Here is a 23389-nt window from a genome sequence, read left to right as displayed (position 1 = left end):
GCCGGTCAAACCACATCCGAACCCAGGGAAAGGCCACCGGTTGAAGGTGTTCTACCCCTTGTGTTCTTTCATTGGAGCCGTCATGATCCGCAAACTGAAATCCGGCGAGTATCGTCTCTACTCTGGCAAGCTCGATCCGAAGACACACAAGCGCAGAAATCTCGGGACATTCAAAACCCGCGAGGCCGCCGAAAAGCATGAGCGCGAAGTGCAATACTTCAAGCACCACTAGCAGATCGACGAAGCCGGATATGCATCCGTGAAACAAAATCCGAGCCTGCCGGTTTATTGAGTTGAAGCAAAGGAGATTGGCTATGACGCAGCCTCGCAAGTCCAAAATCCTGCCACGAGAAGAAGATTATCGCGACTATCAGGATCGCGACAATCGCGATGGCTGGCCGTATTCGGATGAGAGCGGTTTGAGTTCGCCCAATCCGGAAAATCGAGAATATGGCACCACCCCGGCAAATTTTGACGAGGAACCCAATTCGGGCGTGATTGGAGATACCGCAGGTGCGGACGGGCTTGAGGAAGACACGGCCTACACGACTGGGCCACTTCCACCCGGTCGCATCGATGACGATGAATTGGAAGCGACGATTACCGAACGGTTCATTGAGAGCAAGGACATCGATGCAGACAGCATTGAGGTTCATGCAGACAACGGCATAGTAACATTGGAAGGCAGCGTCGAAACGCAGGCCATTGCCGAACATGCGGAAGCTCTCGGGCTGTCGGCGCCCGGTGTCGTCAAGGTTCACAACAATCTGAAAACGATCAGTGTCGATTCCCATATTCCGCCGGATGTGTGACATGCGGCCTCGCATATCCTGGAGGCGCGTAAAAATGGTCCTGCTTGTAACATCGCGACGCGATACCCATTTAGCGTTACGAGAACGATGACTCCGTCTGTTCATTGCACTGCAATAGCCGACTAGGCTCCAATTGCCTGGTCTTTTAGGCGGTACGTGCTTTGCCCTGTCCGATAATGTGACGGGCGCTTCCACTATCCATCGACATTCGGGCTGGCTCAATGGCCAGCTGAGGAGATTCTATTGAACAAATCAAACGCAATCGCCGCGCTCGCGGCAATGAAATCGCATGAGCGCCGTGAAACTGACAAGAGGACGGACGACAAGAGCTGGAAACCCTACCCCTGTTTGCTCAGCCGCAGCGAGCTTCAAAAGCTGATCGCCGAGCAACTCGGGTGACGGCCTCCCGCTTATCATTGGCAACAGCAAGGAGAATAAGATGCAGGTTCTGGTAAGAGACAATAATGTAGAGCAGGCACTCAAGGTGCTGAAAAGAAAACTGCAACGCGAAGGCCTGTTCCGGGAAATGAGAGAACGGCGCGCCTACGAAAAGCCCTCGAAGCGACGTATTCGGGAAAAGGCGCAGGCCGTCAGTAGACATCGCAAAGCCATGCGCAAAAGGATGCAGCGCGAGGGCCGCTGAGAAGTCGGTCGGACCCCGCGTCTCAAACCGAAATTACTGAGATGCAGGGAAGCTGGTACTTGTCGCAGCGATCTTCGCGACGGCGACCGAGACTAGCTCGGCCTCAGTACAACTTGATCCTTCTTCACATCAAGCCGCACTCGGCCGGAGATTGCCGCTCGGCAACGATCTTCAACGGCGACGGACCGCGAGCCGGGCATGCCCTTTCCGACGACGTTGATGATCGGATTATGGCGTTGCTGCCGCGGTAACGCGCCAGACCGTGTTGCCGACGTCATCGGCAATTAACAAAGCACCGGCTTTGTCGACCGCCAGCCCTACCGGCCGCCCCCTGGCCTCGTTGTCGCCATTCAAAAAGCCGGTCACGACGTCTTGGGGAAGGCCTTTTGGCCGACCGTCGGCGAACGGCACGAAGACGACCTTGTAGCCGTTGAACTGGTAGCGATTCCAGCTCCCGTGCTCGCCGACGAAGGCTCCGCCGCGATAGGCCGCCGGCAAACTGGTACCGGTATAGAAGGCCATACCCAGGGGCGCGACATGCGAGCTCAGTGCGTAGTCCGGAACGATCGCCTTCGCAACCAGATCTGGCCTTTGCGGCATGACCCTCGGATCGATATTCTTGCCAAAATAGCTGTACGGCCAGCCGTAAAAGCCCCCCTCCTTCACCGAGGTCATATAGTCCGGCACGAGATTGGGACCCAGTTCATCCCGCTCGTTGACAACGGCCCAGAGAGCGTGCGTCTGCGGCTCCCAGGACAGACCATTCGGATTTCTCAAGCCGTCTGCGAAGATCCGATGGCGGCCGGTTGCTCTATCGACCTCCCAGATGGAGGCGCGGTCCATTTCCGCCTGTATGCCGTTTTCGGTGATATTGCTGTTCGATCCGACACCAACATAAAGCAGCGCCCCATCGGGGCTCGCCACAAGGCTCTTGGTCCAATGGTGATCGATGGGACCGCCCGGCAAATCGACAAGTTTCGTTCCCGGGTCGGGGATGCTCGTCTCTCCCGTCTTGTACGGGTAACGCATGATCTTGTCCGTCTCTGCGACATAAAGGTCGCTACCGACAAGAGCGACACCGAAAGGGGAGTCGAGATGATCAAGAAAAACGCTCTTCGTTTCGGCAACCCCGTCCCCATCGGCATCGCGCAAAAGGGTTATGCGATTGCTTCCTTCGTTGTTGCCGGCAGATGTCGCCATCGACTCGATCCAGCCCATGATCAGATCCTTGGGACGTTTGATAGACGCGGCAGGCCGCGCTACGGATTCCACGGCGAGAACATCGCCGTTCGGCAGCACATAAACCGAACGCGGATGCTTCAATCCGGTCGCGAGCGCCTTGACCTGCAACCTCTCCGCTACCTGCGGCTTTTCACCGTTTTGCCAGCCGACCACCTTGGCGACATGCATTGGCGGAAGGAGATATTGTGTCTGAGCCGGCAGTGTCGGATTTGGCCCGACCTGATCCTTCGGATTCTGTTCGTTCTGATCGCAGCCAGAAAGCATGAAAATCGTGCCGCAGATAAGCGCAGCAAAGGAGAATGACACAGTCGGTTTATCTATCCTAAGGTTCATCTTTCGGCTCCCGAACCTCTGCGGTAAATCCGCGACCGCCTTATCCAGCTGCTAAAGAGGACGAGCACAACCACCACGGATGAAAGAATAAGGCCGGTCGGAACGACGGAAGTCCACGCATCGCGGCTGTGCACCAGAGCGTTGAAGAATGACAGGACGAGGATAAGAGCGTTACAGATCATATATAGCCAAACAGGGCCTCGCATCGAAGAAAGACGCCGGCCAAGAGCATCGACAATCAAGGCAATTACAGCAAGCAAACCGAACAGTAAGCCAACTGTAAGCAGCCATGCTGAGGCATTCGCCCACATCATTTCAGCCGTTCCCCAATAGGCCAGATCTGTTGCCAATGTGCCGAGGAAACAAACCATTGGGATCGGAATGAAGAGCGAGTGAACGGGGCGGTGTGGAAGAGGATACGTAGTCCGAAGATCCTGATCGACCATGTCGGCATCTCCAAATTCCTGGCGAGAGAGCATCTGCCAAACATTCAACGATATGTTTTGTTCCGGGCGAAGGTTTGCGACCGGAAGGGCTGGGGTGAATCCTGAACCAAGCTCCCGAGGAGGAATTCCGTGGGCAGCCGGTTCAAGCTGGCCTGAGGTGAATCGAGGCACTAGGATCTCCGCTCAGCTATCGACACGAGGGGCAATTCGCCCCTACTTGCCGCCTTTCCGCTTGGGATGGCGGCCAAGATGGCGATCCTTTTGCTGGAATAGGCCTTTCACGGACGATCTGAGGAATGCTGCCAAGTTCATTTCGTACAAATCCCTCGCGCCGAAATCAAAGGAGAGGCTTGCCTCCGGTAACGGCGATAGTTGTGCCGGAAACATAGCTGGAGAGTGGATCGGCGAGCATGACATAGGCCGTCGCCAGTTCAGCCGGCTGACCCGGTCTCTTCATCGGCACCTGCTTTGCAAAATTCTCGACCGCCTCTGACGTCATCGTGGAAGGGATCAATGGAGTCCAGATAGGTCCAGGCGCGACGGCGTTGGCGCGAATGTCCTTTTCCGCGAGCAATTGCGCCAGCCCGGCGGTAAAATTCTGAATGGCCCCTTTGGTGGTGGCATAGGCGAGCAAAGTCGGGTTTGGAGTATCGGAGTTGATGGACGCTGTATTGATGATGGCGCTACCCGGCTTCATGTGCGGCACTGCCGCCTTGGTCAGATAGAACATGGCATGGATATTGACCCTGAAGGTCAATTCCCACTCCTCGTCAGTGATATCGCCGATATCCTGAAAGCTCTCTTGATGCGCAGCATTGTTAACAAGAATATCGATCCCTCCGAGTTCGGCGACAGCCTTGTCGATAATCTCTCGACAATGTTTGGGATCCTGAATATCGCCGGCCATCAGTACTGCCTTGCGGCCGGCCTCCTCAACCCATTTCTTGGTTTCATAAGCATCGTCATTTTCATTTAGATAGGCGATCAGAACATCGGCGCCCTCGCGGGCAAAGGCGATCGCGACCGCGCGGCCAATGCCGCTGTCGCCACCGGTGATGACAGCCCTTTTGCCGTCAAGCTTTCCCGATCCGCGATAGGTCCTCTCTCCATGATCGGGTGCAGGATGCATGGCAGCGGTATAGCCCGGCATGGGCTGTTGCTGCGGCGAAAATGGCGGTCTCGGATATGTCATGACTTTCTTCCGGCAATGGTTGCAGTCCCATCCAAACCCTCTGCCGCGCTTTCGGTTCCATCAATGACACGCTCTCTGCGGGATCCGTCCCGGAACATTCATGTCCGGTAACGGTTCCTGTCGAAAGCCGAGTTTCGAGAAATCCCGTTTCACTGATTTTGAAAGGACAGTCCGATGCAGCGCTTCGAGGAAAAGGTCGTCATCGTGACGGGCGCGGCATCAGGAATGGGCGAGGCGACGGCGCGACGGTTTTCCAAGGAAGGCGCTAGTGTCGCCCTCGTCGATCGCCGTACCGAAGCGCTGGAAAAAGTCGTTGCAGATCTGCCAGCCGAGCGCAGCCTCAAGCAGGTGGTGGATGTATCGGCATCTTCGGCGGTCGCCGCGATGGTTTCGGCAGTGGTGGAGCGGTTCGGTCGCCTTGATGTGATCGTCAACAATGCGGGCATTCACGAGGGTGGCGAGCCCACCGACATCTCAGACGAACGATGGCATGCCGTCATCGCCAACGACCTGGACGCCGTATTCTTCGGTTGTCGCGCGGCCATCCCACATCTTGAAAAGACCCGGGGGTCGATCATCAACACCGCTTCTGTCTCCGGCACCGGCGGCGATTGGGGCATGAGTCCATACAACGCCGCTAAGGGTGGCATCGTCAACCTGGCCCGTGCCCTGGCGCTCGATCTCGGCCGAAAGGGAATTCGCGTCAACGCCGTATGTCCTAGCCTCACGCGGACCGGTATGACACAGGATATGCTCAAGGACGAAGCCCTCGTTGCCAAGTTCAAGGAACGTATCCCGCTCGGCCGGGTCTGCGAGCCGGAAGAGGTTGCGGCTGTCATCGCCTTTCTGGCAAGTGACGACGCAAGCTTCGTCACCGGCGCCAACATTGCCGTCGATGGCGGCGTGTCCGCCTCCAACGGCCAGCCGGCACAGGATTGAACGGGAGACGAGCGCGATGAACTTCAAGAAAGTTGACCTGCGGAACGGCCTCGAGACCTACGTCGTCGTGCTCGATGCGAATGAAGAGGCGTTCTCCACGCTGGCCCGCTTCGCCACGGACCAGCGTCTCAATGCCGCCTCGATCACCGCAATCGGCGCATTCGAACGAGCGACCGTCGGCTGGTTCGATTTTAGCAAGCGCACCTACCGCAAGATCCCTATTGCCGAACAATGTGAGGTGCTGAGCCTGATCGGTGACATTGCGACAGGTGACGACGGCAAGGCAAGCCTCCATCTTCATGCTGTCTTAGGCCTCGAGGACGGCTCCACGCGCGGCGGTCACTTCCTGGAAGGTATCGTGCATCCGACCTTGGAAGCAACCATCGTCGAAACGCCGGTAGAGCTGCATCGTCGATATCAAAGCGATCTCGGGATCGCATTGATCGAGCTTTGAGTTTGCCGGTCTTCAACCTCCAGACAGCAGGAACATTACGGGCCGAGAGAGGTTCGATCAGCTGTTCCGGCGGCAGAAGGAGGATATCATGGCAACGGAAAGGCGCTTCGAAACTTCGCGCGGTAGCGGCGGTGAGACACACCAGCACATTCCCGAAAACGGTCCTCATGACGGCGCGGACCATCTGACCACCAATCAGGGCATCCGGGTGTCGGACAATCAGAACAGCCTAAAGTCCGGCCTACGCGGCCCGACGCTGCTTGAAGATTTCGTCCTGCGTGAAAAGATTTTCCATTTCGACCACGAGCGCATTCCCGAACGGATCGTGCACGCGCGAGGTTCGGCCGCGCACGGCTTCTTCGAGCTCTATGAATCGCTGTCCGATGTAACCGGCGCCGATCTCTTTCAGCGCAAGGGTGAAAAGACGCCGGTCTTCGTCCGCTTTTCGACGGTCGCCGGCGGTGCAGGCTCGGTGGATACGCCGCGCGACGTGCGCGGCTTCGCGGTGAAGTTCTATACGAAGCAGGGCAATTGGGACCTGGTCGGCAATAACATCCCCGTCTTCTTCATCCAGGATGCGATGAAATTCCCCGATCTTGTGCATGCCGTCAAAATGGAGGCGGACCGAGCCTATCCGCAAGCGGCCACGGCTCATGACACCTTCTGGGACTGGGCATCGCTGATGCCGGAATCCACACATATGTTGATGTGGGCGATGTCGGATCGCGCCATTCCCCGATCTTTTCGCATGATGCAGGGTTTTGGCGTTCACACCTTTCGCTTCGTCAGCGATACGGGCAAATCGACATTTGTAAAGTTTCACTGGAGGCCGAAACTCGGCATTCAATCGCTGGTCTGGGATGAGGCGCTGAAGCTGCAGGCGGCTGACAACGACTACCATCGCCGTGATCTTTTCGAGGCGATCGCCGCCGGGCATTTCCCGGAATGGGAATTGGGCCTCCAGCTTTTCGACGATGCTTTCGCCGAAAGCCTGCCCTACGATATTCTGGATCCCACCAAGATCATTCCCGAAGAAGTTCTGCCGCTGAGGATGGTCGGGCGCCTCGTCCTTGATCGCAATCCGGACAATTTCTTTGCCGAGACCGAACAGGTGGCATTCTGCCCGGCCAACATCGTGCCAGGCGTCGATTTCACCAACGACCCGCTGCTGCAGGGGCGGCTTTTCAGCTACCTCGATACTCAGAAATCCCGCCTGGGAACCGCAAACTTCCATCAATTGCCGATCAACGCGCCCAAATGCCCCGTCATGAATTTCCAGCGCGACGGGCAAATGCAAATGCAGGTGCCGAAGGGCCGCGCCAATTACGAGCCGAACAGCCTCGGCGAGAACAGCGAAACCGGCGGCGCGCGCGAATGCCCGGCGACAGGTTTTAACACCTATGAGCATCAGGCTGGCGACGGCGAACAGGGCGACAAGCTGCGCAGGCGCGGCGAACTCTTCGCCGATCACTACAGCCAGGCGCGTCTCTTCTGGAAATCCCAAACGCCGTCGGAACAGGCTCATATCGCATCCGCCTTCGTCTTCGAATTGTCGAAAGTACAATTGCAGCATGTGCCGCCGCGCATGGTCGGAAACCTCGTCAATGTCGATGCCGGACTTGCCGATCGGGTCGCCGCCGGGCTGGGGCTTGTCGGGCCAGCCAAGAATTCGCCGGCACGCGAACCGATCGATCTCGACGCTTCCGCCGCCCTTTCCATTCAGAAAAACATGAAGGAGACGCTGGAAGGACGGCAGATCGGCATCCTGATCGCAGGTGGAAGCGATGCCAAGGCGATCTCCGATCTCGTCGGCGCCGTGAACGGCGCCAGGGCAAGACCCTTCATCGTGGCCCCGAAAGTCGGGGAAACGAAGCTTTCTGACGGCAATACGATTAGGGCCGACGGACAGCTCCTTGGTTCGCCGTCACAGCTTTTCGATGCGGTTGCCGTCATCCTCTCGAAGGAGGGCGCAACCTCGCTGCTTAACGACGGAACAGCGGTACAATGGGTGATGGACGCATTTGGGCACCTGAAGGCGATCGGCCATGACGCGGCAGCCAAGGTGCTGCTCGACAAGGCAGGCATCCGACCCGATGCCGGTGTCGTCGATCTCGGCTCCTTCCTGGGTGCTGCGCCCAAGCGCTATTGGGACCGCGAGCCCACTATCCGCATGCTCGCCTGATAGGCAATCTCTTTTGCCGTCGCCAACTGCCTCCATTGGTGACCAGCGGTGTCCACCGATCATCGCGTCGCCCGCCGATCTGATTTCGGCGGGCCAATATCCGAAACCCCGAAACAACTACCTGCCGTGCACCTTTTATCTTTCCCACCATCATCCAAGGATCAAGGGTAGTGAAGCCGGTAACGGGAAGGCGAATCCTTTGGCTCGTCGCTAGAAATGCCGAAGCTCACCAGCGCCTGCGATCATCGGTGGTCACGATATAGTCTCGAACCCGATTTTTTGACCATCAAGGTAGCCATGCTCATAGGCCTTGGCTTGTTCGCTGTTGTCAGGATAGGGGTTCTTTCTGTTCTCAGCTTCGCATTTTCCAGCCTTCACACCCTGTTCATACGCTTCCTTTTCGCTCTCTGAGGCTGGAAGACGAGGTGAGTGTTCAGGGTAGTATTGTATGGGATTGGGTAGTCCAAGCGCGGGTGCGAAGACTGAGGCGATGATCGGCTTCTGCGGACACATAATGAATTCCTCCTGACAGTAAAACGTCATTTGCGATGGACGGTTCCCTGAGGTCATCGGATCAACGTATCGTCAATCAGCGCGATAGCTCGCGGCCGATACGAGGCAAACGCGCGCGATCCGATTGCTTCACCCTCTCAACGACGGTCTTCCATAGGCAAGGTTCACATCGTGAAACTTTTTGAATTATAGGTCGTTGTCGTGCTTATGACCGACGCTAAATCCAATCCGAAATCGGTCGACCGCGCCAAGTCGCCTGGACCTGAGGGGTCGCACCAAGAGAAGCTCCCGATTGTCGACGCCGGGCTTCCTCCAAAGATCATTGAACTCGATCCGAATCTAACGCCTGAGGAGGCCGAAAAGGCACGCAAGGGTTACCTACTTACACGTTTCTGGATCAGCGCGCGCGGTTATTGGAGCGGCCGCGGAGACGGTTTTGCGTGGCCGTGCACGATCGGACTGCTTGCGCTGATTGGCCTGAATGTCTGCGTCCAGTATGGGATAAATATCTGGAACCGCGCTATTTTTGACGCCATCGAGCAACGCAATGCCCATAACGTCTATTTCCTGAGCTTGGTGTTTCCGCCGCTCGTGCTCGCAAGCGTCGCCCTTGTGACATCACAAGTCTACATTCGCATGATGATCCAGAGACGATGGCGTTCCTGGCTGACGACCGCGCTCATCGCGCGCTGGCTCGCCAACGGCCGCTACTACCAGTTGAATCTGATCGGCGGCGAAGGCCACAAGAACCCTGAGGCCCGTCTCTCCGAGGATTTGCGGATCGCGACCGAATCCCCCGTAGATTTCCTTGCCGGCGTCATTGCGGCGTTTGTGTCGGCATCGACCTTCATCGTGGTGCTGTGGACGATCGGCGGCGCGCTGTCGTTCCAGATCGCAGGCTCGGTCTTCACAATTCCCGGCTTTCTCGTCGTTACCGCGGTTCTTTATGCGGTCGTCACCTCCACCTCGATGGCGATCATTGGACGTCATTTCGTCGAGATTTCCGAGGTCAAGAACCAGGTAGAAGCCGAATTTCGCTATACGCTGACGCATGTGCGCGAAAACGGCGAAAGCATTGCCTTGCTCGGCGGCGAAGAGGAGGAGCGCAACGATCTCGAAAGGACCTTTGGCAATGTGCTGAAGCAGTGGGCACGGCTTGCGCACCAATACATGCGCACGACGCTCGTGTCGCACGGATCAATGCTGATCGCACCCGTCGTGCCGGTCCTGCTTTGCGCACCGAAATTTCTCGAAGGCAGCATGACGCTTGGCCAGGTGATGCAGGCTGCCTCTGCCTTCGCCATCGTCCAGAATGCATTCGGATGGTTGGTGGATAATTATCCGCGTCTTGCCGACTGGAACGCCTCCGCGCACCGCGTCGCCTCACTCATGACGTCGCTCGACGGATTGGAGCGTGCCGAAAAGAGCGATTCCCTCGGACGTATCAAGCACGGTGAAACCGAGGATGAGGCTATGTTGTGCCTAAATGATCTCTCCGTAACGCTCGATGACGGCACCTCGGTGGTCAAGGAAACGGAGGTGGAGATCGATCCCGGCGAACGAGTATTGGTCGCTGGGGAATCCGGCACAGGCAAAAGCACGCTGGTGCGGGCAATTTCGGGTCTTTGGCCCTGGGGCCATGGCAGCGTGAATTTTCATCCCGATAGCCGATTGTTCATGTTGCCACAGCGACCCTATATCCCATCGGGCACACTTCGCCGCGCCGTCGCCTATCCCCGCGCTGCCGAAGACTGGACTCTGGATGAGATCAAAGCAGCCCTCGAGAAGGTCGGCCTCGACTATCTGAACGACAGAATTGAGGAAGACGCGCCATGGGACCAGACGCTGTCGGGCGGCGAAAAGCAGAGGCTCGCATTCGCACGTCTTCTGCTACACGATCCCGATATCATCGTCCTTGACGAGGCAACATCGGCGCTCGATGAAAAGAGCCAGGACAAGATGATGGAAATGGTGATTCGCGAACTGCCGAAGGTCACCATTATCAGCGTCGGCCATAGAGCTGAGCTGGAGGCCTTTCATAGCCGCAAGATCACCTTGGAGCGACGCGAGGGCGGGGCAACGCTTGTCAGCGACATTGACCTTATCCAGTACGGGAGAAAACGGAACTTGCTTTTGCGCCTCTTGGAGGACCGAAGGCCGCACCGAAAGGCAAGCTGACCTCTGGAAAGAACGCGCCTTCAGGGTTGACTGAAGTTTGCCGGATTGTCAGTCCGGCCGCACGGTGAGCAACAAGCATCCTTTCGGATGGCCTAGCCAATTTGCGTTGGCCGGCCCCAATGAGGGGCGCCAAACGCGCCCACCCAATGATCGCGTTTGGCGTTAGTGAACCTGAGATGACACCGTACCTGCATTGGGCGGAGCCGGCTTGCCGGGATGAAGTGCGAAGGCGAAATAGACTGCGACGAGGCAGGCAAGAACGAAAATCGTCATCACGAAAATCATCATGCGGCGGCGTGCATGTGAGTGGCGGTCCATTTCGTCTCCTTGCGAGCTACGCACTCCGCGTTTGTCTGCTCGGCATCGATAGCTGACAAAGAGACAAAACCGCATCCGGTCGATAATGTTCCGAGGAGGTCTTCCAAGGCGCTCCTCATATTCCATCGAGTGCCATGATCGCGAGTGATCCGCCAGCCAACATCGCTTTGTCCTTTCGTCGCCGGCCGGGTTCTGAACGCATAGAGCATTGCCAGGAAAAGTGCGCATCGGTTTCCGTCCGGAATGCGCAAGGAAACAAGAGCATAGAGCGCTTTTGCGATTCGAAGAAAAGCGGAAACGTTCTAGACAAGTGCACGGGTCCAGTAATCGACACCAAGAAATCCGAGCAGGATCAGCAGCCAGAAGGCTGCGGCAACTGCGGCAATGCGATTAAGAGCCGTCTCCTCATTCAAATGCATATAGCGCCAGCAGATCATTGCAGACTTGACCGCCGCGATCGAGAGGCTGACGATGAGGCCCAACGGTCCGCTCAGTACAAAGCTGGCCGCGATGGTGGCACTTAGCAGAACCAGCAAGATTGCCCAGATGACGACGAGAGGATTTGCGAGGCGTAGCATATGACGTTCACCTCGCAAGATAGAACACAGGATAGAGGAAGACCCAGATCACATCCACCAGATGCCAATAGAGGCCCGCGGTGACGAGAACGATCGCCCGCTCCGGCAGCTCGATCGAGCTGCATGCCAAGCGAAACGACAGCGTGAGCAAAAGCACGATGCCTATGGACAGATGCACCGCATGCAGGCTGGTCGCGATGAGATAGAGGTTCATGAAGAGATGCTGAATGCCGTCCGTATAACGAGAATGCACGCCCTCTATCGGGAGCAGCCCTTCAGCGAATTCCATCTGGTACTCATAGGCTTTCGTCGCGAGGAAAGCCAAGCCAAGGGCGGCGGCTCCAACGAGCCAGCCGCGCGTGATTTTGGTTCGGCCCTTTCGTGCACTTTCCACGCCCAGAGCGACAAACAGGCTCGAGGTCAGCAGGATGGCCGTATTGAGCCCACCAATGCCGAAATGCAGAGCACGGGAGGCGTGGACGACCTCGGCGGCATGGGCCAACCGCATGGCCGCGGCAACGCAGAACAAGCCGCCGAACAGCATGATTTCGCTGCCGAGAAAGACATACATCCCCATCATCGCGGCCCGATGCTGCTGACGGGGATCGGTGAACGGATCGGTGACAGGCCCTGCCTCAGACATGCTCGTCCCTCATCTCGATTTCATAGTCGTAAGGCGGCCGATCGACGACCGGCAGCGTCTCGAAATTATGCTTGGGCGGCGGCGACGGCGTCGTCCATTCAAGCCCGGTCGCATCCCAGGGATTTTCGGGTGCCGGCTTGCCGTAGCGCATCGAATAGACGAGATATATCAATGGCATGACGTAGGCGATCCCAAGAACGGCAGCGCCGCCGGTTGAAATGACATTCAGCACCTGAAACTCCGGCGGATAGACATGATAGCGCCGCGGCATTCCGAGATAGCCAAGCAGAAATTGCGGGAAGAACGTCAGGTTGAAGCCGATGAAGAAGAAGATCGCTGTGACTCGCCCCAAGGCCAGCGAATACATGCGCCCGATGATCTTCGGCCACCAATAATGCAGCGCGCCGAAGAAGGCCGAGATCGTTCCGCCGACCATGATGTAGTGGAAATGCGCGATCACGAAATAGGTGTCGTGCACATGAACGTCGATTGCCAGCATGGCGAGCATCAGGCCCGTCAATCCGCCGAAGACGAAAAGGCCAATGAAGGTCATGGCGAAGAGAAACGGCGGATCGAGCGAGATCTGACCTTTGAAAAGGGTTGCCGTCCAGTTGTACACCTTCACGCCGGAAGGAATCGCCACCGCGATGCTGAGGAAGGAAAATGCCGCGCTCGCATAGAGCGATTGCCCCGAGACGAACATATGGTGGCCCCAGACGAAGAATCCGAGCGCCGCGATTGCGATCGAGGATCCGGCTACGAACTGATAGCCGAAGATCGGCTTGTGGGCACCGGCGGCGACAAGTTCGCTGACCACGCCGAGGGCGGGCAAGACCATGATGTAGACGGCCGGATGGCTGTAAAACCAGAAGAGATGCTGAAACAGCAGCGGATCGCCACCGATCGCCGGGTTGAATATGCCGAGCCCGAACAGCCGTTCCAGCGAGATGAGGACAAGCGTGATCGCCAGCACTGGCGTGGCCAGCACCAGGATCAGCGATGTCGCATAGATCGACCAGACGAAAAGCGGCAGCCTGCCCCAGGTCATGCCGGGGCAACGCAGGGTGTGGACCGTGACGATGAAGTTCAACCCCGTGAGGATCGACGAAAAGCCGACGATGAACACCGCGCTTGCGGCCAGGATCACGTTGCCGTTGGCATACATCGTCGAAAGTGGCGTGTAAAATGTCCATCCCGTATCGACGCCGCCTGCGATCAGAACGAACACCGTAAACAGCCCGGCGAGCATGTAGATATACCAGCTCAGCAGGTTCAGCTTGGGAAAGGCAAGGTCCTTGGCGCCGATCATCAACGGGATCAGGAAATTCCCGAAAGTGTTCGGGATGGATGGAATGAGAAAGAACCATACCATCACCACACCATGGACCGTGAAGGCGCGATTGTAGCCATCATTGGTGAGGAGGTCACCCGCCGGCGTCAGCAGATCGAGCCTGATCAGCGCGGCCGCGGCCGCACCGACGAAGAAGAAAAAAGTAATGGACAGAGTATAGAGAACGCCGATGCGCTTGTGATCCGTCGTCAGCAGCCAGGACTTGAGACTATGGCCGGCTCGCAGGTAGCTGAGGCGTTGCGCGACGGTTTCCGTTGAGCCGCCTCTGCGGATATTCGCTTGCTCGAGCTTCGGATCGGCTGCATCGGTCATTGTGTCACCCCCGCCTGCTTCAGCGATTTGACATAGGCGACGAGCTTCATGACGTCCTCCTCGCTCAAAACGTTCTGAAAAGTCGGCATGATCGGCTGATAGCCGGCAACGACTTGCGATTGCGGCAGCAAGATGCTGTCGCGGATATATTGATCGTCGGCGGTGACGATCTCGCCGGATTGAAGCGGCACAGGATTGCCGTAGATGCCGACCAGGGAAGGCGCGCGGACGGAAGCTCCCGGGTCGTGGCAGCCGCTGCAGCCGCGGCTGCGAAAGAGAGCGGCACCTTCCGCGGCAAGGCTGATGTCATTCGAGGACAGGGACAGCCATTTGGCGTAGTCGGCGGGGTTCATGACGACGAAGCTGCCTGTCATCTCGGAATGATTGCTGCCGCAATATTGCGAGCAGGCGATACGATAGGTGCCTGGCCTGTCGGCCACGAACCAGCTCGACGTATACCGTCCCGGCACGACATCCTGCTTGATGCGCAGCGCCGGGATGAAGAGGCTGTGAATGACGTCCTGCGAGGCCATGGTAAGCTTGACGGGTTGGCCGGCGGGGACATGCAGTTCGTTGATTTCGGCCTGCCCTTCGGGATGCTGGAATTTCCACATCCATTGCTTGGCGACGACGTCGATCTGCATGGCGTCGGCAGGCGGATGGTAAAGCCTGGCGAAGAGGTCGGTCGACCAGACATAGAAGCCGAGCAAGGCAACAAACGGGATGATGGTCCAGGAGAGCTCCAGGGGAATGTTACGGTTCGATGCATGTCTGCGATCGGCCTTCTTGCCGCGTCGATATTTGACGATGAAGACGAGGAGCAGGACGAAGACAGGCGCCGAGAGCGCCACGATCAGCACGGTGAAGGCGATGACGAGCAGGTCGATCTGATGACTGTAGGCCGACGCACCGGACGGCCAGAGCGGAATGAAGGTCATGGCGCCCCTCCCCCGGTGTCTCTCGGCCGACGCGAGCGAGCGAACATGACGACAAGCAGGCCGATGCCGATGATCGCGACCAAGCCGGATACAAAGCGAAGCGCCGCCAGAACGAGCGACGAGTATCGCCCGGTGAGCGGATCATAGTGATAGCACAGCAGCAGAAGCTGGTCGCGCCAGCTGCCGAGCCGGCCCTCGCCGGCCTCGGTGAGCGCCAGTTTCAGGTCCTCGCTTGACGGCGCAAGACCATAAAGCCAGCGGCTCAAACGCCCGTCCGGCGTTAGGACGGCGACCGCAGCATCATGGGCATATTGGCCGATGTCGGGATCCCAGGCGTAACGATAGCCGAGCGCATCCGTCACCCCATGAATGGCGGCCGCTTCGCCCGTCAATGCATGCATGCCGCTGCCTGCGAGGGAGGGAAAGCGGCTTTTCAGTTGCTCGATCGAGGCCGAAGCTTCTTTCAGGCCTTCACGCGCATCGATGCCGAAGGCAACGATTGTAAAGTCGGCGCCGGGTCGAAATGATTGACGCTGCACAGCCTCCATCAGGCCCGACAGGGTGACACCGCAGATATTGGGGCAATTGTGCAGAACCGGCGCCAACAGGATCGGTTTACCGCCTCCAAGCTGTCGAAGGGTGACGACATGACCGGCTTCGTCGCGAAAAGGCTGATCGAGGGGAACAAGAGCATTCGGCTTTTGATCGATCCCGGTCGCCGCAAATGGATCGAAGGCTGCCGCATGCGCGTCGCCGGCGCAGAAAAACAAGACAAAAGCCAGCATGAATCCAGCGGTCCTCATCGCGCTTCCTTCCGCTCGTCGCGATCAGGCCAGCCGCGTGCCGCCAGAATGGCCATGGCCCTGTCGATCGGAATATGCGCCCTCCCAGCCTCGCGGTCGATCCAGCCATAACCCAGAAGACGCTGTTCCGCCTGCCGCTGAAGCACCTCCCGATTGGCTGACGGAGACACCTCGAGGCGAGGGCCTATCTCCGCTTGGTTCGAGCCGAACGCCGTCAGCGGCGGCGCGGCGCCCAGCATAATCCACTGCAGAATGCCAAAGACAATGAGAACCGAAAGACCCATGCCGAGAAAGAGGCCAAATGTCACCCAAAGCACCAGCCGGGGCGAGACGTCCCTTGGTTCGAATTGCGGCGAAGCCTCCTTTCGCCGCGGCTTCCCGTGGAGCGAGGCGGTCACGGCGAACCCTCCATAGTCGGAGTTGCCGCCAATCGGCGCACGACCTTGTTCGCACGAGAAAGAATGGCAAGCGCGACCTGGGCGAGCCCGACAAGCGACAGACCATAGGCCATGATCGCGCAGCCTCGATACGATGTCAGCTGCGGTAAGATAAGCCAGGCATATTCCACCAATCTTCCTGCAAGGACCATCAGCGCGAGACCGACCAACCATCGCCCGGATTGGCGGATCGGCGGAAAGAACAGAAGAAAAAGCGGCGTCAGATGCAGGAAGGCAATCGAGACTTCGACTGAAGCCCAAATGCCTGTGCCGCGGCGCTGAAACCAGAGGGCGCCTGGAACCAGATTGCCCGACCAGATGATGAAATATTGCATGAATGCCAGATAGGCCCAGAAGAGGATGGCGGTGATCACGAGTGCACCGAGCACGCCCGGCTTCGCCACGCCCCCTTTCCAAAGGCTGAGAAGCACCAGCAGCGCGAGCGCCGTGAGCATCTGGCCCGCAAGCACATAGAGCGCGAAACCGGAGGAGTGAAAGTGCGGGTCGAGCGACATCAGCCAATCGGTTGCCAGAATTTCCTGAAGGAGGACGAAGCCGATGAGACCGCCAATTGCGATGCCCATGGATCGGCTGCGCAGTAGCGCCTGCGCAAGCAGGTAAGCGGCGGCGAGAATGAACAGGGTTCTGAGATCGAAGAACAGCGGCGTCAGGTAGATCGCCTTGAAGGTTTCGGATGGAGGCTGCCGCACCCATTCATAGACGGAGGATAGACCGAACAGGATCGGCAGCCAGGCAATCAGCACAAGCGGCAAAAGAGACAGCGCCGATCTCGCCGCGTGATCGAGATCGTGGCGCCAGATCCCCGGAATGATGCGCATCATCATGACCAGGCCGAGTGCACCGAGCGGCAGGGCGCTTATGAAGGCGAGTGCAGCAAGCCAGCCGAGCAAGGCGGATGCTGGCGCGACCAGAACCAAGGCGAGAGCCGCCATGCAGAAGATGCCGCCGCTCAGCGCCAGCAGACGGGTCGGAAGGGCCTCGATGCGGCTCACGATCCCGCCCTCCTCAGCTGCGCCTGATCTTCCGGTGGGAGACCTGCGGCATCAGCATCCTGGCTTAGCTGCAGCGCGCGGATATAGGCTGCGATCGCCCAGCGATCCCGCGGAGAAACGCGATCCGCATAGGAATACATCACACCGTGGCCCTTGGAGATCACCTCGACGAAATAACGGGATGGCGCCTGCCGCAGGCGGTCGATGTGAAAGCTCGGCGGATGGGGAAAGCCGCGCGCCGGCACCGTGCCGTTGCCGTAGCCGGCGGTGTCGTGACAGGGCGTGCAATAGATGCCGAATTCCTGCTGTCCGCGCTGGAGGAGCTCGATATTCACCGGCGGACGATCGGCAAGCGCCTGCGCATTCTGGAGATCATCGCGCCCAATCGTTCCATCCGGCGGCGCCTGCAACGCTTTGCCATCGGCAAAGAGCCGGCTCTTTTCGTAGGAATCATAACGCGGCTGGTGGTTCATGTCGTCGCAGCCGGCAAGAAGCAGGCTCAGCGTAAGAATGAGGGGACCGTATCTCATTCCGGTTGCTCCGTATGCTCGACGGCGTCCACGCGCACGGGATTGAGCTTGTCGAGAAAGGTGCGGGTGCGCTTCGGATGGAAGCGCTCGTCGTTGCTCATAATGACGAGAAAGAACTTGTCGGACCGCGCAAGCTGAAACGCCTCTATGTCGAAAAGCGGGTGATGGAGCCGCGGCAGGCGGTTCAGAAGCAGCATGCCGAAAATGGCGGAGAGAACGGCAAAAAGAACCATAAGTTCGAAGGTGATGAGCATGAAGGATTGCCAGGCATAAAGCGGCCGGCCGCCGATTTCGATCGGATAGGCGTAGTTGGTATAGAGCTGGAGACCGTAGGCCAAGGCCGCACCGAAGATGCCGCCTGCCAAAGTCAGCCATGGAACGATGTTCTCCTTGAAGCCCAGTGCCTCCGTCAGTTCTTCGACCGGATAGGGCGAGTATGCCTCCATGACGGTAAAGCCCGCCTTGCGCGCGCGCTTCACCGCCTCGACCAGCCGCTCGGGCCTGTCGAACTCCGCGAGCAGGCCAAACAGGTCGCTTCCGGGGTGCGGCTCACGCATGGCTCAAATCCCCCGTCTCGCGCAAAGCCTCCTCCACTTCGAACGCCGAGATGACAGGCAGGAAGCGCACGAAGAGAAGGAATGGCGCCAGAAAGACGCCGAGCATCCCGGCGTAAAGACCCCATTCCCATATGCTCGGATGATATTGCCCCCAGGAAGAAACCAGATAGTCGCGATAAAGCGACGTCGTCAGCAGCATGTAGCGCTCGAACCACATGCCGATCGTCGCAGACAGGCCGATCAGAAAGAGCACAAGCGGTTGGCATCTCACACTCTTGAACCACAATAGCTGTAGCGGCACGAAATTCAGAATGACGGCGCCCCAGTAACTGAAGGCATAGGCGCCGGCCAGCCGATCCATCAATGTCCCGATATCCTGCAGATCGCCGCCATAAAGGCTGTCGAACACCTCCGCCACATAGCCGTAGCCTGTCATCAGGCCGGTTGCGAGCAGGAAGCGTCCGAGAAGGTCGAGATGGCGCTCTGTGACCAGCATGCCGAGGCCGAGGGCGTGGCGCAGCACAACCGCGATCATGGCAACGACCGCGAACCCGGAAAAGGCGGCGCCCAGCACGAAATAGGGCGGGAAAACCGTAGAGGTCCAGCCCGGTATCGGCCCGGCGGCAAAGAGAAGCGAGATTTCCGAATGAACCGAGACGACCAGCGGAACGGCAATCGCCGCCGTCAGGCGGTAAGCCTGGTTCCATCGCGCCCAATGTCTTGCCGAACCTCGCCAGCCGAGCGCTGCAAGCCCGTAAATCACCTGCTGCCATCGCCGTCTCGCCCGGTCGCGCACTGCCGCCAGATCGGGAATGATGCCGATGTACCAGAACAGTACGGAAACGGTCAGATAGGTGAGCACGGCGAAAAAATCCCAGCTCAACGGGCTCTTGAACTGCGGCGAGATCGTCATCGTGTTGGGATAGGGCGCGATCCAGTAGAAGAACCATGGCCGGCCCAGATGCAGGATCGGATAGAGCCCGGCGCAAACCACCGCAAACAGCGTCATCGCCTCGGCAAAGCGGTTGAGCGAATTGCGCCAGTGGGCACCCAATAGAAGCAGCATTGCCGAGATCAGCGTCCCGGCATGGCCGATACCGAGAAACCAGATGTAGTTGGCAATCGCCAGCCCCCAATTGACGGGGATATTGTTGCCCCAGACGCCGACGCCGGAAACCAGGAGCACCGTCGCCGAAATCACAAAGGACAAAAGCAGCAGCAGGGAAAATGAAAAGCATATCCACCATGCGCCAGGGGCCGGATATTTCAACGGGATCCGCGTAACCCGCTCCGTCGCCGCAGCATCCCGATTGCGAATTTCACCGCTCATCCCGCTGCCTCCACCTTCCCAAGAGACGGGTCTTCGATCCGGGCAAGGTAGGTTGTTCGCGGCCGGGTGTTCGCTTCCTCAAGCAGGCTATAGTCGCGGGAACCGGCCTTGCGGCCACTGACTTCGGAATTGGGGTCTGCAACATTGCCGAAAGTAATCGCCTGTGTCGGACAGGCCTGCTGGCAGGCGGTGACGATCTCGCCATCGCGGATCGGCCGGCCGTCCTTGTCGGCCACGATCCGTGCTTCGGCGATACGCTGGACGCAGTAGGTGCATTTTTCCATGACGCCGCGGCTGCGTACCGTCACGTCCGGATTGCGCATGGTCTTGACCTGCTCGGCATCGCCGCTGGTAAAATCGAACCAGTTGAAACGGCGAACCTTGTAGGGACAATAGGACGAGCAGGTGCGCGTGCCGATGCAGCGATTATAGACCTGCAGGTTCAGGCCATCGATGCTATGGACGGCTGCATTGACCGGGCAACCCATTTCGCAAGGCGCCTGCTCGCAATGCATGCAGGGAACCGGCTGGAAATAGGACTTCGGCGACGCCACATCGCCTTCATGGTAATGATCGATGCGCAGCCAATGCATCTGCCGCCCTTCGGCGACGAGTTCCTTGCCGACGACCGGAATATTGTTTTCAGCCTGACAGGCCGTGACGCAGGCATTGCAGCCGATGCAAAGATCGAGATCGATCGACATGCCCCAGGAGGGATCCGACACCGGCCTGTCGGGATAGAGCGATGGCGGCTTCTGCTTGGAAGCCGGCGGGGATCGCGGATCGAGCTTGCCGACCTCGACCGTCCGGATGAAATCGAAACCGTCGATCGCCTGGTGCAATTGCGTCGTTGCCACCTGCAACATTTTACCCGTCGGCTCGATGGTGATGCCGGCGAAATGCCAGGGTTCCGTCGACCGTTGCAGGCCATAGGCGTCATAGCCAAGACCTGCGGCGATCGAATCCTTCAGCTTGCGTCCATAGCCGAGCGTAATGGCGATCGTATTGGCTTCCTGACCCGGCATGATCCAGACCGGCCCTACAATGGAAGCGTTGCCTGCGGTCAACCTGACCTCAGCACCGTTTTCAAGCTGCCGTTTTGATGCAAGCTGCGGACTGATGAGGATCACATTGCCCCATGTGATCTTGGTCAGGGGCCGCGGCGTCTCCTGCGCCCAGGCGTTTTCCGAAAACGTGCCGTCCCAGACACCGGCATCCGGGCGAATGACCAGGGATAGCTCGGAATTGGCAGCCGGCGCCATCGGCGGAACCGAACGGTCCCGCACGGCAAAATTGACCAACGGTTCAGCGCTGTCCGAAACGAAGCCGCGATTGAGTGCGTCGCGCCAGCGCGCGTCGAATTCTCCGCCCCACGCCGCCCGCCAGGTCTGCCGCACCAGATCCCTGTCGCTCGACGTGCGGCCCATGAGCGTTTCGAGCACGACATGCGCCGAACGCACCGCATAGAAGGGCCGAACCAATGGCTGGATCAATGTTGCGCTGCCATCGACGGCTCGCGCATCACTCCAGCTTTCGAGATCATGCTGAAGCGGCACGTGCCAATGCGAAAGCGAGGCCGTTTCATCGACGTACAGGCCGGCATGAATGCGGAGCTTCACTTTCTGCAACGCATCGCGAAATGCGAGGTCGCCTGGCGCAAGATAGGCGGGATCGGTGCCGATGACCGCCAAGGTGGAGACCTTGCCGGCGTTCATGTCCGCCGTGAGCACATCGAGCGATCGAGGGCCGTCCGACGCCTGGACATTGACCGGCTCCGAGAAGCGAAGCGTGCTTCCAAGGCTGCCTAACCTCTCATTGATCAGCAATGCCAGAGCCTGAAGATCGTCTCCATGATGCGCACCGATCAGCAGCAGAGCATTGGCCTTCGACGCAAGAAGGGCGGATGAGGCGCCAGCCACCCATTGACGCTCATGATCGCCGAGGCTGACATCTCTCAGGCCCAAGAGGCCGATCTGGGCGCCAACCGCGCGCAACAGCCGATCGACCGCCGAATGCCGGGCAACGAGGCGCATGTCGGCGACCGCGCCGGTCGCCGAAGGTGTCGGTTCGGCTACGAACAGGCGGCTCGTTCCTTGCTTTTGTTGACGCAGCCGCCGGCGATCGGCAAAGCCACGGGCATATGGCGTCTGGCGAGGACCGGGGCCGAGAAAATCGTCATCGAGGCTGACGATGGTCTCGGCAGCGGCGAATGCCGGCTGAAACTCCAGCGGGCGACCGAAAATGCGCTGCGTGGCAGTCAGTCTGCCCGTCTCGGGCAATGGATCGCAAACGTGCCACCGCGCCTTCGGCCACCGCTGCATCATCATTTCGATCTGCCGACGCATTGTCGGCGAGCTGAAGGGGGCGGTCAACAGCCGGAATCCTTCCCCTTCAGTCTTGTCCAGTTCATCAGCTTTCGCCGCCATTTCGGTATCGAATGCGTCCCAATTTGCGGGTTTGCCCAGATGAAGCGGCATTTGCGAGCGGCCGGGATCATAGAGGCCGAGCAGCGCAGCTTGCGTGAACGCATCGGTGGCGCCGCCGGATACGGGGTGATCGGGATTGCCTTCAAGCTTGACCGGTCTGCCGGTGAAGGTCTTGCCGAGGATGGGCTGCGCGTAGCCGCCAAAGGTCACGGCAGTCGCAAACCATTTGGCAACGCCGACGGTGACGCCGTCGGGCGCCTGAACGTAAGGCAGCGCCTCCTCGTCCGCTTCGCCCTTGCAGGCCGAAAGACCCGCAAGCGCGAGCGATGCTGCCATGATCTTCAAAAGGGAGCGGCGATCGATGGCGACGGCATTGCCGTGCAACATGGGGAATTCTCGCCTCGAGAAGCGAGAAAACTCCTCCGTATCGGCAAGCTTCTCCAGCGCCCGCCAGAAACGCTTTCCCGTCTTGCCGGCGAGATGCCTGCGGACCGCGTCTTTCTCATCCCCGCGCTCGGTCATCGCATCACCTGTGACAGATATTGCATTGGATGAGTTTCCTCGGTTCGATGCCATAGGTCTTCACCACCTGCGCGCCGAAATCCTTGTGCCGTTCGGAATGGGCATCCCAGTCGGACCAGTCCATGCGTGTCACCTGATCCGGAGGGCGAAGGTTCGGCGCGGGATTTCGATGACAGTCCAGGCACCATTGCATCTGGAAAGGTTCGGCGCGCGTCATCAGCGGCATCCGGTCGACGCGCCCATGGCAGGCGACACAGGGAACACCGCGGGCAACATGGATCGAATGGTTGAAATAGACGTAGTCGGGCAGCCTGCTGACGCGATTCCAAGTGAGCGGCACGTTGTCGGCAAGGCTATGGCGCACGGGCGCCAGCATGGCCGCGCCGGTCCATATCTGCGAATGGCAGCTCATGCAGATATGGGTCGCCGGCAATCCGGCGCGGGCGCTCGTCTCGACGGAAGTGTGGCAATAACGGCAATCGATACCGAGACCTCCCACGTGGTGTTCGTGGCTGAAGGGAACCGGCTGATCCTGCACCCACCCAACCAGCGTGCCATAGCTGGAGCTGGCATAACCACCGACAAAAAGGACGATCAGAAATATCAGGATCGCAGCAGCAAGCAGCGATGCGCGCAGCCTCGTATCAGCCGATGCCGTAAAGATCTGCGCCACGGAATTCCCCTGAATTCGCTCTCG

The 23389-nt window shown here is 58.9% G+C and carries 25 protein-coding genes; 8 read left to right on the top strand and 17 right to left on the bottom strand.

Features of this window, described 5'->3' with window-relative positions:
• From Q4Q11_RS13390 to rpsU, 4 genes are all read left to right on the top strand, one after another.
• The coding region (locus tag Q4Q11_RS13390) for a hypothetical protein (protein ID WP_498569767.1) at nt 1–232 on the top strand (232 nt) is incomplete at its 5' end.
• Between the two features lie 82 nt (nt 233–314).
• Nucleotides 315–812, top strand: coding sequence for a BON domain-containing protein (locus tag Q4Q11_RS13385; RefSeq protein WP_498569764.1), 498 nt, complete (start codon nt 315–317; stop codon nt 810–812).
• 243 nt (nt 813–1055) lie between these two features.
• Nucleotides 1056–1211: a hypothetical protein gene (locus Q4Q11_RS13380; protein ID WP_498569763.1), complete on the top strand. Its 156-nt coding sequence runs from the start codon at nt 1056–1058 to the stop codon at nt 1209–1211.
• Nucleotides 1212–1251: 40 nt separating this feature from the next.
• Entirely contained in the window at nt 1252–1455 is a 204-nt protein-coding gene (gene rpsU / locus Q4Q11_RS13375; protein WP_498569762.1) for a 30S ribosomal protein S21, read from the top strand.
• Between the two features lie 228 nt (nt 1456–1683).
• On the opposite strand, the gene Q4Q11_RS13370 is transcribed toward rpsU, so the two are convergent.
• The 3 genes from Q4Q11_RS13370 to Q4Q11_RS13360 all read right to left on the bottom strand — a co-directional run bounded on the left by Q4Q11_RS13370 (nt 1684) and on the right by Q4Q11_RS13360 (nt 4668).
• Complete coding sequence (locus Q4Q11_RS13370; RefSeq protein WP_498569766.1) at nt 1684–2961, bottom strand: PQQ-dependent sugar dehydrogenase; 1278 nt, start codon at nt 2959–2961, stop codon at nt 1684–1686.
• 65 nt (nt 2962–3026) lie between these two features.
• Nucleotides 3027–3476, bottom strand: coding sequence for a DUF2231 domain-containing protein (locus tag Q4Q11_RS13365; RefSeq protein WP_113336917.1), 450 nt, complete (start codon nt 3474–3476; stop codon nt 3027–3029).
• A 337-nt stretch (nt 3477–3813) separates the two neighbouring features.
• The gene (locus Q4Q11_RS13360) at nt 3814–4668 is read right to left on the bottom strand and encodes an SDR family oxidoreductase (RefSeq protein WP_498569761.1); all 855 of its coding nucleotides are present in this window, start codon (nt 4666–4668) and stop codon (nt 3814–3816) included.
• Between the two features lie 174 nt (nt 4669–4842).
• Here Q4Q11_RS13360 and budC point away from each other — a divergent pair, with 174 nt between their 5' ends.
• From budC to Q4Q11_RS13345, 3 genes are all read left to right on the top strand, one after another.
• Nucleotides 4843–5607 (top strand): meso-2,3-butanediol dehydrogenase, encoded by a 765-nt coding sequence (gene budC / locus Q4Q11_RS13355; RefSeq protein WP_498569760.1) that lies wholly within the window; start codon nt 4843–4845, stop codon nt 5605–5607.
• Nucleotides 5608–5623: 16 nt separating this feature from the next.
• Nucleotides 5624–6061 carry a PPC domain-containing DNA-binding protein gene (locus Q4Q11_RS13350; RefSeq protein WP_498569759.1) on the top strand — a complete coding sequence of 146 codons (438 nt, stop codon included), beginning with the start codon at nt 5624–5626 and terminating at the stop codon, nt 6059–6061.
• An 88-nt stretch (nt 6062–6149) separates the two neighbouring features.
• Nucleotides 6150–8243 carry a catalase gene (locus Q4Q11_RS13345; RefSeq protein WP_498569758.1) on the top strand — a complete coding sequence of 698 codons (2094 nt, stop codon included), beginning with the start codon at nt 6150–6152 and terminating at the stop codon, nt 8241–8243.
• A gap of 252 nt (nt 8244–8495) precedes the next feature.
• Here the strand turns inward: Q4Q11_RS13345 and Q4Q11_RS13340 are convergent, their stop codons facing one another.
• Nucleotides 8496–8756 carry a hypothetical protein gene (locus Q4Q11_RS13340; RefSeq protein WP_112509610.1) on the bottom strand — a complete coding sequence of 87 codons (261 nt, stop codon included), beginning with the start codon at nt 8754–8756 and terminating at the stop codon, nt 8496–8498.
• 207 nt (nt 8757–8963) lie between these two features.
• Here Q4Q11_RS13340 and Q4Q11_RS13335 point away from each other — a divergent pair, with 207 nt between their 5' ends.
• On the top strand, nt 8964–10934 hold the full coding sequence (locus tag Q4Q11_RS13335) for an ABC transporter ATP-binding protein/permease (protein ID WP_498569757.1): 1971 nt from the start codon (nt 8964–8966) through the stop codon (nt 10932–10934).
• 162 nt (nt 10935–11096) lie between these two features.
• Here Q4Q11_RS13335 and Q4Q11_RS13330 read toward each other — a convergent pair whose 3' ends face one another.
• From Q4Q11_RS13330 to Q4Q11_RS13270, 13 genes are all read right to left on the bottom strand, one after another.
• Complete coding sequence (locus Q4Q11_RS13330; protein WP_162701492.1) at nt 11097–11252, bottom strand: hypothetical protein; 156 nt, start codon at nt 11250–11252, stop codon at nt 11097–11099.
• 302 nt (nt 11253–11554) lie between these two features.
• On the bottom strand, nt 11555–11830 hold the full coding sequence (locus Q4Q11_RS13325) for a cytochrome C oxidase subunit IV family protein (RefSeq protein WP_112509506.1): 276 nt from the start codon (nt 11828–11830) through the stop codon (nt 11555–11557).
• A 7-nt stretch (nt 11831–11837) separates the two neighbouring features.
• The gene (locus tag Q4Q11_RS13320; protein WP_112509508.1) at nt 11838–12473 is read right to left on the bottom strand and encodes a cytochrome c oxidase subunit 3; all 636 of its coding nucleotides are present in this window, start codon (nt 12471–12473) and stop codon (nt 11838–11840) included.
• The gene (locus tag Q4Q11_RS13315) at nt 12466–14136 is read right to left on the bottom strand and encodes a cytochrome c oxidase subunit I (RefSeq protein ID WP_498569756.1); all 1671 of its coding nucleotides are present in this window, start codon (nt 14134–14136) and stop codon (nt 12466–12468) included. Before Q4Q11_RS13315 ends, Q4Q11_RS13320 begins: the two co-directional genes overlap by 8 nt.
• Nucleotides 14133–15074, bottom strand: coding sequence for a cytochrome c oxidase subunit II (coxB, locus tag Q4Q11_RS13310; RefSeq protein ID WP_498569755.1), 942 nt, complete (start codon nt 15072–15074; stop codon nt 14133–14135). Before coxB ends, Q4Q11_RS13315 begins: the two co-directional genes overlap by 4 nt.
• The gene (locus Q4Q11_RS13305; protein ID WP_498569754.1) at nt 15071–15877 is read right to left on the bottom strand and encodes an SCO family protein; all 807 of its coding nucleotides are present in this window, start codon (nt 15875–15877) and stop codon (nt 15071–15073) included. The genes coxB and Q4Q11_RS13305 overlap by 4 nt, the downstream gene beginning before the upstream one ends.
• The gene (locus tag Q4Q11_RS13300) at nt 15874–16275 is read right to left on the bottom strand and encodes a hypothetical protein (RefSeq protein ID WP_498569753.1); all 402 of its coding nucleotides are present in this window, start codon (nt 16273–16275) and stop codon (nt 15874–15876) included. Before Q4Q11_RS13300 ends, Q4Q11_RS13305 begins: the two co-directional genes overlap by 4 nt.
• On the bottom strand, nt 16272–17327 hold the full coding sequence (locus Q4Q11_RS13295) for a hypothetical protein (protein ID WP_498569752.1): 1056 nt from the start codon (nt 17325–17327) through the stop codon (nt 16272–16274). Before Q4Q11_RS13295 ends, Q4Q11_RS13300 begins: the two co-directional genes overlap by 4 nt.
• A complete protein-coding gene (locus Q4Q11_RS13290; protein ID WP_498569751.1) occupies nt 17324–17857 on the bottom strand; it encodes a c-type cytochrome in 534 nt (177 codons plus the stop codon). Before Q4Q11_RS13290 ends, Q4Q11_RS13295 begins: the two co-directional genes overlap by 4 nt.
• A complete protein-coding gene (locus Q4Q11_RS13285; protein WP_498569750.1) occupies nt 17854–18414 on the bottom strand; it encodes a DUF3341 domain-containing protein in 561 nt (186 codons plus the stop codon). Before Q4Q11_RS13285 ends, Q4Q11_RS13290 begins: the two co-directional genes overlap by 4 nt.
• The gene (gene nrfD, locus Q4Q11_RS13280) at nt 18407–19744 is read right to left on the bottom strand and encodes an NrfD/PsrC family molybdoenzyme membrane anchor subunit (protein WP_498569749.1); all 1338 of its coding nucleotides are present in this window, start codon (nt 19742–19744) and stop codon (nt 18407–18409) included. The genes Q4Q11_RS13285 and nrfD overlap by 8 nt, the downstream gene beginning before the upstream one ends.
• Nucleotides 19741–22692 (bottom strand): TAT-variant-translocated molybdopterin oxidoreductase, encoded by a 2952-nt coding sequence (locus Q4Q11_RS13275; protein ID WP_498569748.1) that lies wholly within the window; start codon nt 22690–22692, stop codon nt 19741–19743. The genes nrfD and Q4Q11_RS13275 overlap by 4 nt, the downstream gene beginning before the upstream one ends.
• A 4-nt stretch (nt 22693–22696) precedes the next feature.
• Nucleotides 22697–23365, bottom strand: coding sequence for a cytochrome c3 family protein (locus Q4Q11_RS13270; RefSeq protein ID WP_498569747.1), 669 nt, complete (start codon nt 23363–23365; stop codon nt 22697–22699).
• Nucleotides 23366–23389 lie beyond the last annotated feature (24 nt).

Source organism: Rhizobium sp. UFLA01-1127 (assembly GCF_059803845.1).
Note: the sequence above shows the minus strand (reverse complement) of the source record. Positions and strands in the feature narration are given on the sequence as shown.

Bases quoted from the DNA above. Each gene is read 5' to 3' on its own strand.
- Q4Q11_RS13335 (WP_498569757.1), top strand. From the start codon at position 8,964: ATGACCGACGCTAAATCCAATCCGAAATCGGTCGACCGCGCCAAGTCG.
- Q4Q11_RS13305 (WP_498569754.1), bottom strand. From the start codon at position 15,877: ATGAGGACCGCTGGATTCATGCTGGCTTTTGTCTTGTTTTTCTGCGCC.
- rpsU (WP_498569762.1), top strand. From the start codon at position 1,252: ATGCAGGTTCTGGTAAGAGACAATAATGTAGAGCAGGCACTCAAGGTG.
- Q4Q11_RS13360 (WP_498569761.1), bottom strand. From the start codon at position 4,668: ATGACATATCCGAGACCGCCATTTTCGCCGCAGCAACAGCCCATGCCG.
- Q4Q11_RS13275 (WP_498569748.1), bottom strand. From the start codon at position 22,692: ATGACCGAGCGCGGGGATGAGAAAGACGCGGTCCGCAGGCATCTCGCC.
- Q4Q11_RS13320 (WP_112509508.1), bottom strand. From the start codon at position 12,473: ATGTCTGAGGCAGGGCCTGTCACCGATCCGTTCACCGATCCCCGTCAG.
- Q4Q11_RS13325 (WP_112509506.1), bottom strand. From the start codon at position 11,830: ATGCTACGCCTCGCAAATCCTCTCGTCGTCATCTGGGCAATCTTGCTG.
- Q4Q11_RS13385 (WP_498569764.1), top strand. From the start codon at position 315: ATGACGCAGCCTCGCAAGTCCAAAATCCTGCCACGAGAAGAAGATTAT.
- coxB (WP_498569755.1), bottom strand. From the start codon at position 15,074: ATGACCTTCATTCCGCTCTGGCCGTCCGGTGCGTCGGCCTACAGTCAT.
- Q4Q11_RS13315 (WP_498569756.1), bottom strand. From the start codon at position 14,136: ATGACCGATGCAGCCGATCCGAAGCTCGAGCAAGCGAATATCCGCAGA.
- Q4Q11_RS13330 (WP_162701492.1), bottom strand. From the start codon at position 11,252: ATGGACCGCCACTCACATGCACGCCGCCGCATGATGATTTTCGTGATG.
- budC (WP_498569760.1), top strand. From the start codon at position 4,843: ATGCAGCGCTTCGAGGAAAAGGTCGTCATCGTGACGGGCGCGGCATCA.
- Q4Q11_RS13345 (WP_498569758.1), top strand. From the start codon at position 6,150: ATGGCAACGGAAAGGCGCTTCGAAACTTCGCGCGGTAGCGGCGGTGAG.
- Q4Q11_RS13365 (WP_113336917.1), bottom strand. From the start codon at position 3,476: ATGGTCGATCAGGATCTTCGGACTACGTATCCTCTTCCACACCGCCCC.
- Q4Q11_RS13370 (WP_498569766.1), bottom strand. From the start codon at position 2,961: ATGCTTTCTGGCTGCGATCAGAACGAACAGAATCCGAAGGATCAGGTC.
- Q4Q11_RS13340 (WP_112509610.1), bottom strand. From the start codon at position 8,756: ATGTGTCCGCAGAAGCCGATCATCGCCTCAGTCTTCGCACCCGCGCTT.
- Q4Q11_RS13285 (WP_498569750.1), bottom strand. From the start codon at position 18,414: ATGCGTGAGCCGCACCCCGGAAGCGACCTGTTTGGCCTGCTCGCGGAG.
- Q4Q11_RS13290 (WP_498569751.1), bottom strand. From the start codon at position 17,857: ATGAGATACGGTCCCCTCATTCTTACGCTGAGCCTGCTTCTTGCCGGC.
- nrfD (WP_498569749.1), bottom strand. From the start codon at position 19,744: ATGAGCGGTGAAATTCGCAATCGGGATGCTGCGGCGACGGAGCGGGTT.
- Q4Q11_RS13350 (WP_498569759.1), top strand. From the start codon at position 5,624: ATGAACTTCAAGAAAGTTGACCTGCGGAACGGCCTCGAGACCTACGTC.